Here is a 12,346-nt window from a genome sequence, read left to right on the forward strand (position 1 = left end):
TGGAGTCCGCCATGCGCGTCCTGCACCTCTTCGCCCTTCTGGCACCGCTCGCTCACGCCGTGCCGGCGATCGCCTTTCCCGTGACAGTCGAGAATTGCGGCCGCACCCTGACCTTCGACAAAGCGCCGAGCCGCGCCGTCATCCACGATCTCAACATGAGCGAGATGGCCTTCGCGCTGGGTCTCCAGCCGCATATGGCGGGTGTGACCGGCGTCACCGGCTGGTACAAGACGACGCCGGCCTTTGACGCAGCCAAGGGCGCTCTTCCCGAATTGGCTCCGAAGTATCCGGGGATGGAGACCCTCATCGCGGCCGATGCCGACTTCTTCCTTGCCGGCTGGTACTACGGGATGAAGCCCGGCGGCGAGGTGACGCCCGATACGCTTGCGGCGAAGGGCATCGAGACCTACGTCCTCACCGAGAGCTGCGCCCAGGTCGACAAAGCCCGACCCCGCGCCTCGATGGACCTCCTCTATACCGACGAACTCGCGCTCGGCACGATCTTCGGCAAGAGCAGCGAGGCGAAGGCGTTGGTCGAGGGTTGGAAGGCTCGTGTCGCCTCGGTGGCCAAGGCGATGAAGGGCAAGGCGCCGGTCTCCGTGTTCCTCTATGATTCCGGTGAGGACAAGCCGTTCACCGCCGGCAAGTTCGCGATGCCGACGGCCCTTATCGAAGCGGCCGGCGGAACCAACGTTCTCGGCGACATGGAGATGAGCTGGGGCACGACGTCCTGGGAGGACGTGGCAGTCCGGAACCCGCAGTTCCTCGTCCTCCTCGATTACCAGGACGGCGGCGGATACAACAAGCTCCTCGACTTTCTGAAGCACCATCCGGCGATGAAGGACACGGACGCCGTGAAGAACGAGCGGTTCCTGCCGCTCCGCTACGAACAGATCACGCCCGGGCCTGCCAATATCGAGGCAATCGAGGCTCTGGCCAAGGCCCTGCATCCCGCCGACCTCGCGGCGCAATGAAGCCGTTCGCGGCGCAACCCGGTTTCCTGGCGCTTCTGTGGCTCGCCGGGGGAAGCCTTCTGCTGGCCCTCGCGATCGTCGGGATTGCCTTCGGCTCCACGCCTCTGGATCCGCGAGACGTCCTGCGGGTCCTGATGGGAGCGCTCGGAATCGGCGATGGCGTTTCCGGGCCGGTCGCCCGCATCGTCCTCGACCTGCGGCTGCCACGCGTCCTCCTGGCCATCTGCGTCGGCGCGGGCCTTGCCATCGTCGGAGTGCTGCTCCAGACGACGACCCGCAACGACCTCGCGGATCCCTTCCTGTTCGGTCTCTCCTCCGGAGCAGCCGCCGGAGCGGTGTCGGTCATCACCGTCTTTGGCGACAGGCTCGGCATCTGGACGCTTCCCGCCGCAGCCTTTGTCGGGGCGCTCGTATCCGCGGCAGCGGTGCTGACGCTGATGGCCCGGCAGGACGGCCGGGGGCCGGAACGGCTGGTGATCGCAGGGCTGGCCGTCTCGTTCCTTTTCGGCGCGCTGACCACCTGGATGGTCTTCGCCGGCGATCAGAGGGCGGCCTATTCCGTGCTGTTCTGGACGGCGGGCGGCCTCGGTCTCGCAAGCTGGAACAATCTGCCGATCGGCGTCTTCGGGGCGACGCTCGCGGTCGCCACCGGACTGGCGCTCCGATACAGGTTGGACGCTTTGCTCGGCGGCGAAGAGACCGCGACCTCTCTCGGGGTCGACGTGGGACGATTGCGCCTCCTCGTCTTCGCCCTGGCTGCACTGGCCACCGCGTCCTTGGTCGCCCTCTCCGGCGTGATCGGCTTCGTCGGCCTGATGGTGCCGCATCTGGCGCGGGCTCTTGTCGGCGTGCGTCACGGCGCGCTCGTTGCGACGTCCGCACTTCTCGGCGCCATCCTGCTCCTCGTCAGCGATCTCGCCAGCCGCGTCGTGCTGGCGCCCCAGGAACTCCCCGTCGGCATCGTCACATCCGCCGCAGGCGCCCTGTTCGTTCTGGCCGTCATCCTCCGCAAGTAAACGAGATGCGGGGGGAACGGCACCGCCAGCGAAGCCCGCTGTCAGCGGCGCAAGCCGAGAAAAGAACGACCCAACTCAACGCCTCAGGAAGCCGCCAGTGAACGAGCCGCGCGTGGTGTTCAGAGAAGCCAGACGGCATCGGACACGATGGTCGGAGGCAAGAGAATGAGCTGCGACGGGCGACGGGTCATCGCCGCGGGCGAGGGTTCGACGCCGGCAAGCGAAAACCCCTGCGCGCCGAAGAACTCGTAGGCGCCGAAGTCGCCCGGCAAGCTCGGGACGAGCATCCCCATGTGCCGAACGCAAAGGCCATGAACGGTTTCATCCCATGCGCTCCGCCGCCGAGGCTGGTCCAGGCATTGATGACGTCGAGGCTCTCGGGCAGGCAAAGCGCAGTCGACACCAGTCCCAGCGACAGAAGATTGAGCGGATCCGATGGCCGAGATCGCGTCCAGTGTGCGAGCAAGGACATCAGGGACGGCCTTCATGAATCGAAAGGCGCGGAGGAGGAAGTCCAGTGCGAGTGCCGCAAGCGCGAACACGACGGGCGCCGGCGTCGCCTTTGACAGGAGCCGTTTGGCTCCGCGGGATCGATCATGCCCGCCCGCGCGGAGGACCCGGCATCTTGACGGGTTCCGGCCCATCGGACAGGACGAAAGACATGCACCGATGTGAGGCAACCGTCGCCTGCGTCTAAGCGCGCGGGAAGCCGGTCAAGTGCAGCGAGCGAGCGGAGGACGGGATAGTCGGGCACGCACGGATAGACGGCTATCGCACGAGCCGCAAAGGGAACCCATGCAAGCGTCCTCAATTCTTCCACGAAATCGTGTCGGTCGGCTTCGTCATGGCGCACCCGGACAAGGAGATCGCGGCAGAAGGGAAGCGTTCTCCCGGACGCATGTCCACCCGCGGTCTGTACGTCGTAGAGGTCGAGGCGTGACTCGTTTTGCTTCACGAACTGGGGGAAAGCTCTCGTCCCGCCAATGCCATCCTCAGCATGGGTCGGCGACTGATCGAGCAGCCGATGCCGAGGCGCTGTTCGAACTCGGTGATCTGGTGGACGGGATCGAGATCGCCCGGTTCGTTCACGATGTCGGACAATTCGGCGACCGCCTTGAGCATCGGATGGAAGCGGAGGCTGTCGCCAATATGTTTGCGGAGGCCTGAACGACGCAGGAGAGCCGGTGTCTGCACTGTGCCTCAGGTCCGGAACAGCGTTCGGGTGCGGATCACCGCCGGACGGAGTTCGCTTTCGGGGGAACGGTACTCCGCCTTCACCCGCAAACCGCTGGTCTCGCGGACGATCCTCCTGGCACGCGTGGCCGCGAGAAGTCGACCGCTGGCCCGCACGAAGCACGGTATGAACGTCTGTGACATCGACTGACGGTGCCCAGCATTCCCGCTCCGATCGTGGCGGACGAGCCTTAGCGCTTCGATGGGCCGTCAGCCCCGAGCATCGGCGCTGTCCTTAAAGCGCTGCGAGATGCATGGAGGTGCACCTGGAAGACATTCGATCGCCGCGGTGGATTCACCGTCGTCGAAATTCGGCGCGAGGGTGTCAATCGACAGGTCGTGCGTACCGAACTCGTCACACCGGCATTGCAATACTTGAGCAGAACCTCGTTGGAAGGGGCGTGGGGAACCGCGTCCAGCGGAAGGTCGTCATCCTCCTCGATAAGAGGCACCGACAGGCCGGCTTCCGCACAGAGCGTCGCCGTCACCGCGCCCCCGGCCCGGAACCTCATGTCAAACGGCATTCGAAAAAATTGCACGCCGAATGACAGTGCCGAATCGGTGATTGGTTGTGTCAGGGACAGTCTACAAGTTTTTCGGATCGGAGCTTCGTACGAGAGACTACATTCTCGAACGGTCGGGCTCGGCCATCAGAAGGGCCCTTCTCGCTTCGTCGCATTCGTGAGTGGCCATGTGCGTCTTCTCTAAAAGACGATCAGGCCCCACCGGCCGCACACGCGATCTACGGAACTGGAACACCGGTTCGCCTCCGAAACGCTTCAGACGAACTTTCCGCTTGCTCCCGACAAGACCGCCCCATCAATCTTCACGACACGCGTCGTGCCATCGTCTCGATGGGCAGGGCAACCGCAGGCCTTGCGGTTCGCTGCAGACTTGACGGTCGCGTCAACATGCGGGGAGATGGGGAATGGGAGAGACGCCAATGAGATCGGTTCGCCTGGAGGCCATCGGCAGCCTGTCCCTGCGCGAAATGCCGAAACCCGTTCCGGGGCCCGAGGACCTGCTCGTGAAGGTCGCAGCCTGCGGCATTTGTGGCACCGATCGGCACCTCTTCCACGGAGAGTTTCCGTCGCGACCTCCCGTGACGCTCGGCCATGAATTCGCGGGCGTCGTCGAAGCGGTCGGCTCGCGGGTCGTGGGCTTCGAGCCCGGCCTGAAGGTCACGGGCGATCCGAACATCGCGTGCGGCCTCTGCCCGGAGTGTCATCGTGGGCGGATCAACCTGTGCCGCAACCTCCAGGCCATCGGCATCCACCGGGACGGCGGCTTCGCCGATTACGTGATCGTTCCGCAGTCGCAGGCACACCAGCTGCCCGACGCCCTCGATCTCGTCCAAGGCGCGTTCTGCGAGCCGCTGGCCTGCTGCATCCACGGCATCGACATTGCAAAGATCCGGCCGGGCGACTCCGTCGTGGTTCTCGGCGGTGGCCTCATCGGCCTGCTGGTCGTCCAGCTCGCCAAGCTCGCCGGCGCGACGGATGTCATCCTCGTCACGCGCAGCGCCGAGAAGCGCGCCCTCGGCGAACGGATCGGGGCGACAGCGAGCGTCGATCCGACCGCAGGCGATCTCGAGACGCAGATCTGCGGCGAGAACGGACTGCTTCCGGGCGGCGCGGAGAAGGTGATCGAGGCCGTAGGGGTTCGGGAAACCGTCGAGCAGGCGCCTAGACTCACGCGCCGTGGCGGAACCGTCCTGATCCTCGGCGTCCTCCCCCAGGGCACGAAGGTCGAGATCGAACCGTTCGACCTCCTGTTCCGCGAGATCCGGTTCCTCAGTTCATTCGTGAACCCGTTCACCCACCGCCGAGCCGCCGCCCTGATTGCAAGCGGCGCGATCGACGTCGCGCCCCTGATCTCTCGAAGGATCACCCTCGACGAGGCCGTGAGCGCGATTTCCGGGTCGGCTCCGCCGGGCGAAATCCGGTCGATGGTCATACCGGACCTCTGACGTCTCGGCGCGAGAGATGGATGCTCGGCACGATTCCATCCCTTAACTGGGCCGGATCGTCCCGGGCGATCGTGTGGCAAACAAGGACGGGTCGGATGTCCATCGGCAGAACGGAAGAGCCACGAACCGTCGTGGCCTCGCACTGCCTGGCTTGAACCGAATACCGTTCGCACCCTCCTCGGCACCCAACAGGTTCTCTGTTCCAAGTGTTCTGGAACTGCGTGACCCGAACGTCGCGTACGTCCGTTCAACGCTCGTCGCCGAGCACCTTGCGTCTGGCAGCCGCCTTGCGGTTCGCGCGCTCGATCCGCTGGTCCTTGGCCTTCTCGGCGTCGAGGCGCGCCGCCCGGAGCCGGGCGGATTTTTCCTGGACCGTTTCCGCCTGGCCCGGAGGGCGCGTCTCGTCTGCCATGGGATGCCTTTAAAAGGTTGGCCTAAGCTGCCGACGCCCGACCTCAGACGAGTTCGACACTCAGAACGCCGGGAGCGGCCTTGATGGCGCTGGCCATCTGCGGCGAGACCCGGAACTTGCCGGGAAGCGCGATCTCGACCTCGCGTTCGCCGTCCGCACGCACGAGAATGAGTGAGATGTCGCTGTCGCCCCCATCGCGCAACTGACTGCGGAAGGCGTTGAAGGGCTTGGCGTCCCGCATGAAGATGCGAAGGCCTCGCTGCATCTTCTCGGCCTCGACCTCCAGCGACTGGACCTGCGAGGCGCGCAGCGAGATGCCTTCGGGCCGGTCTTCGGCCGACACCGTGACGATCACCGAAGCACCGGGCTCCAGCATGTCGCGGAAGGCGATGAGCGTTTCGGTGAAGAGCACAACCTCGTACTGACCGGTGGCATCGGACAGTTGCACGATACCGATCTTGCCGCCCGTGCGTGTCTTGCGCTCCTGACGCGAGGTCACGGTGCCGGCGAGACGCCCGGCCGACTGACCCTTGCGGACCCCGGCCACGACTTCGGCAAAGCTTTGCACCTTCAATCGCTTGAGCGCCGCCTTGTATTCGTCGAGCGGATGCGCCGACAGATAGAAGCCGATCGCCTGGAACTCGCGCAGAAGCTTGCCGGCGCTGGTCCAGCCCGGCGTCTCGTTCAGCCGCAAGGGCTCCACCGCCGCGCCGGCACCGCCGAACATGTCGTGCTGGCCGGACGTGCGCCCCTCATGTGCCAATAGCGCATAGGAGGCCAGCCGGTCGAGATTGCCGCACAGCCGCGCGCGGTCGTGGCCGAAGCCATCGAGCGCCCCGGCCGAGATCAGATGTTCGAGCGTGCGCTTGTTGACGATCTTCGGATCGATCCGGGCGCAGAAATCCTCGAGACTCTTGAACTCGCCACCCTCCACCCGCCGCTCGACGATATGGTCCACCGCCTGCTGCCCGACGCCCTTGATCGCGGCCAGCGCGTAGAGGATGCGCCCGTTCTGGACCTCGAAGGACCGATGCGAGACCTGGACCGAGGGCGGCACGACCTCGATGCCGAGTCGCTTGGCGTCGAGCCGGAAGTCGTTGAGCTTGTCGGTGTTGCCGGTGTCGAGGGTCATCGATGCGGCGAGAAACTCGACCGGGTGGTTCGCCTTGAGGTAGGCCGTCTGGTAGGCGACGAGCGCGTAGGCCGCCGCGTGGCTCTTGTTGAAGCCGTAGTCGGCGAACTTCGCCAGCAGGTCGAAGATCGTGTTGGACTGCGCCTTGCCGATGCCGTTCGTCACACATCCGTCGACAAAACGGACGCGCTGCACGTCCATCTCGGCACGGATCTTCTTGCCCATGGCGCGGCGCAGGAGATCGGCTTCGCCGAGTGTGTAGCCGGACAGGACCTGGGCGATCTGCATCACCTGCTCCTGATAGACGATCACGCCCTGCGTCTCCCGAAGGATCGGCTCGATCTTCGGGTGGATGATCTCGACTTCTTCTTCCTTGTGCTTGCGGGCGTTGTAGACCGGGATGTTCTCCATCGGGCCCGGGCGATAGAGCGCGACGAGGGCAATGATGTCCTCGAAACAGTCGGGCCGCATGCCGATCAGCGCCTTGCGCATGCCGACCGATTCCACCTGGAACACGCCGACCGTCTCGCCGCGCGTCATCATCTCGTAGGATGGCTTGTCGTCGAGCGGCAGCGCGCCGAGGTCGATGTCTATGCCGCGCCTTGCGATGAGATCGACGGCGGTCTTCAGCGTCGTCAGGGTCTTCAGGCCGAGGAAGTCGAACTTCACCAATCCGGCCTGCTCGACCCACTTCATGTTGAACTGGGTCACCGGCATATCGGAGCGCGGATCGCGGTACATCGGCACGAGCTTCGAGAGCGGCCGATCGCCGATCACGATGCCGGCCGCGTGGGTCGAGGCGTGGCGGTAGAGCCCTTCAAGCTTCAGCGCGATCGTCAACAGCCGGTCGACGACCTCTTCCTTCTGTCGCTCCTCCTGCAGCCGTGGTTCGTCCTCCAGCGCCTGTGCCAGCGTCACCGGGTTGGCCGGGTTCTGCGGCACCAGCTTGCAGAGCTTGTCGACATGGCCGTAGCTCATCTCGAGCACGCGCCCGACGTCGCGCAGCACGGCGCGGGCCTGCATCGAACCGAAGGTGATGATCTGGGCGACCTGCTCGCGACCATACTTGGTCTGGACGTAGCGGATCACCTCCTCACGCCGCTCCTGGCAGAAGTCGATATCGAAGTCGGGCATCGACACGCGGTCTGGGTTGAGAAAGCGCTCGAAGAGAAGAGCGAAGCGCAGGGGGTCGAGATCGGTGATCGTCAGCGAATAGGCGACGAGTGAACCCGCGCCCGATCCTCGCCCGGGACCGACAGGAATGCCCTGCGCCTTCGCCCATTTGATGAAGTCGGCGACGATGAGGAAGTAGCCGGGAAACTTCATGCGCTCGATGACGCCAAGCTCGAAGGCCAGCCGCTCGCGATAGATCTCCACGGTCTGGCCGGGCGCCGGACCATGGAACGCGAGACGCGCCTCCAGCCCCTCTTCCGCCTGTCGGCGCAGTTCCGCGGCCTCGGCGAACTCGGCCTCGGCCGGGTCGGCATCGGCGCCTGCAAAGCGCGGCAGGATCGGCTTGCGGGTGCGAACGCGCGTCGAACAACGCCGCGCGATCTCGATCGTGTTCTCCAGCGCTTCCGGCAGATCCGCAAAAAGCTCCACCATCGCGTCCTGCGACTTCAGGCAATGGTCCCGCGTCAGGCGGCGACGATCCTCCTGGCTGACGAGCCGGTTGGCGGCCACCGCGATCAGCGCGTCGTGAGCATCGAAATCCGCTTCGCAGAAGAAGAAGGGTTCGTTGGTCGCCACCAGCGGCAGACCGAGTTCGTAGGCCATAGCCACCGTCTCGGCTTCCGTGCGACGACCGCGCCCCTCCTGACGCTGCAGTTCGACATAGAGCCGATCGCCGTAGAAACTGGCCAGCATCTCCAGCCGGCTCCGCGCCAGACCGGCCTGCCCCGCCGCGATGGCCGAACCGATGGGGCCGAGCGGACCACCACTGAGGACGATGACGCCTTCGGCCCGCTCCTTCAGCCAGGATACGAGGAGATGCGGCCGGGCGTTTCCGTCATGACCGAGATAAGCGAGCGACACGAGCTCGACGAGGTTCTCGTAGCCCTTGTCCGTCGCCGCGATGAAGACCAGCGGCGCGGCCGAGCCGAAGCCTGAGCGGTCGCGCGGGTTGACCTCGGCATCGGCGAAGTCGACCTCGAGCTGGCAGCCGATGATCGGCTGGATCCCGGACTTGGCGGCCTTTTCGGAAAACTCAAGCGCTCCGAAGAGGTTGTTGGTGTCGGCGATGCCGATGGCGGGTGCCGAGTCCGCCTTGGCGAACTTGACGATCTGGTCGACCCGCAGCGCTCCTTCGAGCAGCGAGAACGCGCTGTGAACACGCAGATGCACGAATCGCGTCGGCTTGATCTGGGAGATGGTCTCTTCGGCCATAACGACATCCTCGCAATTCGCATGGCCGCTGCTCGGCAAACCATGACGTCGCCCTCGGTCTTCGAGATCGCAAGCCAACGACCCGGGCACCTTTCGACGGCAGCGAGGTCAGTGGCCCATTTCGTCCACCGGAGTCCAGCGGGAGGTTCGACCTGCGACCCTTCGCGGCGCGGCCGTCCCCACCTGTCTCAGACGAGTTGGACAAACAGGGCGAAGGCCATGACGAAGGCCGAGATGGCGGTGAGCGAGGCAACTTCCTTCAGGATCAACATGTCGTTCCCTTTTCGTTCCTATGTTCCTTTTATGTTCTCCCGACATTAAACCGTCAAGACGAGAAGAACGAAACAGGTACGATTGGTTGCTGATGTGTGAAAGAAGCTCGCCATCGCCGCTCGGGACCGCATCGAACCTCGGTGTATCGAGACCGCGTGCTTCCCGGCGAGCGGCGTCACCTAATGCTGGCGGCGACGCATCCTTGCAGCAATCACGAACCCGCCGCGGTCAACGCGGCGTTGCACGCTTTCGTCCATCGGCGTGCGAGAGGCCGGTCGGCGTAACATCGCGGGAGACAGTCGCCGAGCCAGCGACCGCCATCGGTTCAGGCAACGACGTGGTCGACGATCTTGCCGTCGCGCAATGTCACCGCGCGGTCCATCCGCTTGGCGAGGTCGTGGTTGTGCGTGGCGATCAGCGCCGCGACGCCGGATTGGCGAACGAGCGCGGTCATCGCGTCGAAGACGTAGCTCGCCGTCGTCGGATCGAGATTGCCCGTCGGCTCGTCGGCCAGCAGAACATAGGGATTGTTGGCCACCGCGCGAGCAATCGCGACCCGCTGCTGCTCGCCGCCCGAGAGTTCGGACGGACGGTGTGCCGCCCGCTTGGCGAGCCGCATGTAGTCGAGCAGTTCACGCGCCCGCTCCGCCGCCACCTTGTGCGTCAGCCCGCGGATCATCTGCGGCAGCATGACGTTCTCGAGCGCCGAGAACTCAGGCAGGAGATGATGGAACTGGTAGACGAAGCCGATCGTGTTGCGGCGCATCTCCGTGCGGCCGCTGTCGTCGAGCGCGCCGCACGACGCGCCGTTGACCACGACATCGCCCCCATCCGGCTTCTCGAGTAGCCCGGCGATGTGCAGCAAGGTCGACTTGCCGGCCCCGGACGGGGCGACCAGCGCGACCATCTCGCCGGCGGCGATCTGCATGTCGGCATGATCGAGAATGATGAGGCGGGATTTGCCCTGAACGTAGTGTCGCTCGACCTGATCGAGCCGCAGTGCCGTTGTGTCGGTCATTCGTATCGAAGCGCCTCGACGGGATCCAGCTTGGACGCCTGCCAGGATGGCAGGATCGTCGCGAGGAACGACAACCCGATCGCCATCAGCACGACGGTCGCGACTTCGCTGGCGTCGATCTCGGCTGGCAGCTTGCTGAGGAAATAGAACTCGGGATTGAACAGCGTCGTGCCCGACACCCAGGAAAAGAACTGCCGAAGATTCTCGATGTTCAGGCAGAAGAGCGTGCCGAGCGCGAAGCCCGCCAGCGTGCCGGCGATGCCGATCGAGGCGCCGGTGATGAGGAAGACGCGCATGATCGAGCCGCGCGTCGCGCCCATCGTTCGCATGATCGCGATATCACGCCCCTTGTCCTTCACCAGCATGAAGAGACCGGAGATGATGTTGAGGGCGGCGACGAGGACGATGAGCGTCAGGATGATGAACATCACGTTCCGCTCGACCTCCAGCGCCGAGAAGAAGCTCTCGTTCTGGCGCTGCCAGGTGATCGTGTAGTTCGGCCGCTCGGCGGATTGCTCGATGGCGCCCTGCATCGCCATGACCTGATCGGGATCGTTGACGAAGATCTCGATCGACTGGACTTGGTTCTCCGAATTGAAGAAGAGCTGGGCCTCCGACAGCGGCATATAGACATAGGCGGCATCGTATTCGGAGAGGCCGATCTCGAAGATCGCGACGACCGGATAGGCCTTCACGCGCGGCGTCACGCCGAGCGGGGTCACATCTCCTTCGGGCGAGACCAGCGTGATGGAATCACCGAGCCCGATGCCGAGCTGCTCGGCCAGACGGCTGCCGATCGCGACACCCTGGCTCGTGTCGAAATTGGCGATTGTGCCTTGGCGGATGTTGTCTGCCACGGGCTTCAGCTTGGCGAGATCGCCACCGCGCACGCCCTTCACCAGTGCGCCGGTCGAGGCCGAGTTGGCGCCGGTGGCCAGCACCTGCCCCTGCACCAGCGGCATCGTGTAGGACACGCCGGGAACGCTGGCGACCTTCGTCGCCACGGCGTCGAAATCGGTCAGCGGCCGGTCGATCGGCTGCATGATGACATGGCCGTTGACGCCGAGGATCCGCGTCAGCAACTCGGCGCGGAACCCGTTCATCACCGACATGACGATGATGAGCGCGGCGACGCCCAGCATAATGCCAAGAAACGAGAAGCCGGCGATGACGGAGACGCCGGCATCGCGCCGGCGCGAGCGCAAATAGCGCCCCGCGATCATCCACTCGAACCGCGAGAACGGCCGCGTTGCCTTCGACGCGATTGCGCGCGGGCCAGTCTCGAGGGCGCTGATGCTCGTCACGCGGCCAACCGGCGCATCACGTCGTCCGCCGCGATCGTCTCGCGCTCGCCGCCGGCGCGGTTCTTGATCTCGACCTCGCCGGCCTTGGCGCCGCGCGGCCCGACGATGACCTGAACCGGCAGCCCAATCAGGTCCATCGAGGCGAACTTGGCGCCGGCGCGGGTGTCCTGATCGTCGTAGAGCACGTCATGCCCTGCCGCCTGCATCTCGGCATACAGTCGCTCGCACAGTGCGTCGCAATCGGCATCACCCGGCTTCATGTTGACGAGGCCGATGTCGAACGGCGCGACACCCTTCGGCCAGATGATCCCGGCCTCGTCGTGCGACGCCTCGATGATCGCGGCGATCAGGCGGGAGGGACCGATCCCGTAGGAGCCCATGAAGACCGGCGTTTCCTTGCCGTCGGGGCCGGTCACAAATGCCTTCATCGGCTCGGAATACTTCGTGCCGAAGTGGAAGATGTGCCCGACCTCGATGCCGCGCGCCGCTACGCGCTCACCCTCGGGAACTGCGTCCCAGGCGGCGGTGTCGTGCATCTCTTCGGTGGCGGCATACGGCGTCGTCCACTGCTCGACGATGCCGGCCAGCGATGCGGCATCGGCGAAATCGACGCCCTCGGCGGGAACCGCC

At 65.1% G+C, this 12,346-nt stretch carries 10 protein-coding genes; 3 read left to right on the top strand and 7 right to left on the bottom strand.

Features of this window, described 5'->3' with window-relative positions:
* Positions 1–11: 11 nt before the first annotated feature.
* Together AUL33_RS01530 and AUL33_RS01535 are read left to right on the top strand one after the other, a co-directional pair.
* Positions 12–974, top strand: coding sequence for an ABC transporter substrate-binding protein (locus AUL33_RS01530; protein WP_062202977.1), 963 nt, complete (start codon positions 12–14; stop codon positions 972–974).
* Positions 971–1,990, top strand: a complete 1,020-nt coding sequence (locus AUL33_RS01535) for an iron ABC transporter permease (RefSeq protein WP_062202957.1) — start codon at positions 971–973, stop codon at positions 1,988–1,990. Before AUL33_RS01530 ends, AUL33_RS01535 begins: the two co-directional genes overlap by 4 nt.
* Positions 1,991–2,109: 119 nt before the next feature.
* Here the strand turns inward: AUL33_RS01535 and AUL33_RS21955 are convergent, their stop codons facing one another.
* Both AUL33_RS21955 and AUL33_RS21960 read right to left on the bottom strand, forming a co-directional pair.
* Positions 2,110–2,283, bottom strand: a complete 174-nt coding sequence (locus AUL33_RS21955; RefSeq protein WP_156419225.1) for a hypothetical protein — start codon at positions 2,281–2,283, stop codon at positions 2,110–2,112.
* A gap of 658 nt (positions 2,284–2,941) precedes the next feature.
* Positions 2,942–3,184, bottom strand: a complete 243-nt coding sequence (locus AUL33_RS21960) for a hypothetical protein (RefSeq protein WP_156419226.1) — start codon at positions 3,182–3,184, stop codon at positions 2,942–2,944.
* A 982-nt stretch (positions 3,185–4,166) separates the two neighbouring features.
* Here AUL33_RS21960 and AUL33_RS01540 point away from each other — a divergent pair.
* The gene (locus tag AUL33_RS01540) at positions 4,167–5,192 is read left to right on the top strand and encodes a zinc-dependent alcohol dehydrogenase family protein (RefSeq protein WP_062202959.1); all 1,026 of its coding nucleotides are present in this window, start codon (positions 4,167–4,169) and stop codon (positions 5,190–5,192) included.
* 247 nt (positions 5,193–5,439) lie between these two features.
* On the opposite strand, the gene AUL33_RS21965 is transcribed toward AUL33_RS01540, so the two are convergent.
* The 5 genes from AUL33_RS21965 to AUL33_RS01560 all read right to left on the bottom strand — a co-directional run.
* Complete coding sequence (locus AUL33_RS21965) at positions 5,440–5,604, bottom strand: hypothetical protein (RefSeq protein WP_156419227.1); 165 nt, start codon at positions 5,602–5,604, stop codon at positions 5,440–5,442.
* A gap of 43 nt (positions 5,605–5,647) precedes the next feature.
* A complete protein-coding gene (dnaE, locus tag AUL33_RS01545; RefSeq protein ID WP_062202961.1) occupies positions 5,648–9,121 on the bottom strand; it encodes a DNA polymerase III subunit alpha in 3,474 nt (1,157 codons plus the stop codon).
* Positions 9,122–9,719: 598 nt separating this feature from the next.
* Positions 9,720–10,412, bottom strand: a complete 693-nt coding sequence (locus AUL33_RS01550; RefSeq protein ID WP_062202963.1) for an ABC transporter ATP-binding protein — start codon at positions 10,410–10,412, stop codon at positions 9,720–9,722.
* Positions 10,409–11,635 (bottom strand): lipoprotein-releasing ABC transporter permease subunit, encoded by a 1,227-nt coding sequence (locus AUL33_RS01555; protein ID WP_244491872.1) that lies wholly within the window; start codon positions 11,633–11,635, stop codon positions 10,409–10,411. Before AUL33_RS01555 ends, AUL33_RS01550 begins: the two co-directional genes overlap by 4 nt.
* A 77-nt stretch (positions 11,636–11,712) precedes the next feature.
* Positions 11,713–12,346: His/Gly/Thr/Pro-type tRNA ligase C-terminal domain-containing protein (locus AUL33_RS01560; RefSeq protein ID WP_244491862.1), on the bottom strand; the 634-nt coding region annotated here is incomplete at its 5' end.

It is taken from the genome of Aureimonas sp. AU12 (assembly GCF_001463705.1).
Classification (GTDB): domain Bacteria; phylum Pseudomonadota; class Alphaproteobacteria; order Rhizobiales; family Rhizobiaceae; genus Aureimonas.

Coding starts and splice junctions, on each gene's coding strand:
- AUL33_RS01530 (WP_062202977.1), top strand. CDS start 12: ATGCGCGTCCTGCACCTCTTCGCCCTTCTGGCACCGCTCGCTCACGCC.
- AUL33_RS01535 (WP_062202957.1), top strand. CDS start 971: ATGAAGCCGTTCGCGGCGCAACCCGGTTTCCTGGCGCTTCTGTGGCTC.
- AUL33_RS21955 (WP_156419225.1), bottom strand. CDS start 2,283: ATGGGGATGCTCGTCCCGAGCTTGCCGGGCGACTTCGGCGCCTACGAG.
- AUL33_RS01540 (WP_062202959.1), top strand. CDS start 4,167: ATGAGATCGGTTCGCCTGGAGGCCATCGGCAGCCTGTCCCTGCGCGAA.
- AUL33_RS21965 (WP_156419227.1), bottom strand. CDS start 5,604: ATGGCAGACGAGACGCGCCCTCCGGGCCAGGCGGAAACGGTCCAGGAA.
- dnaE (WP_062202961.1), bottom strand. CDS start 9,121: ATGGCCGAAGAGACCATCTCCCAGATCAAGCCGACGCGATTCGTGCAT.
- AUL33_RS01550 (WP_062202963.1), bottom strand. CDS start 10,412: ATGACCGACACAACGGCACTGCGGCTCGATCAGGTCGAGCGACACTAC.
- AUL33_RS01555 (WP_244491872.1), bottom strand. CDS start 11,635: ATGATCGCGGGGCGCTATTTGCGCTCGCGCCGGCGCGATGCCGGCGTC.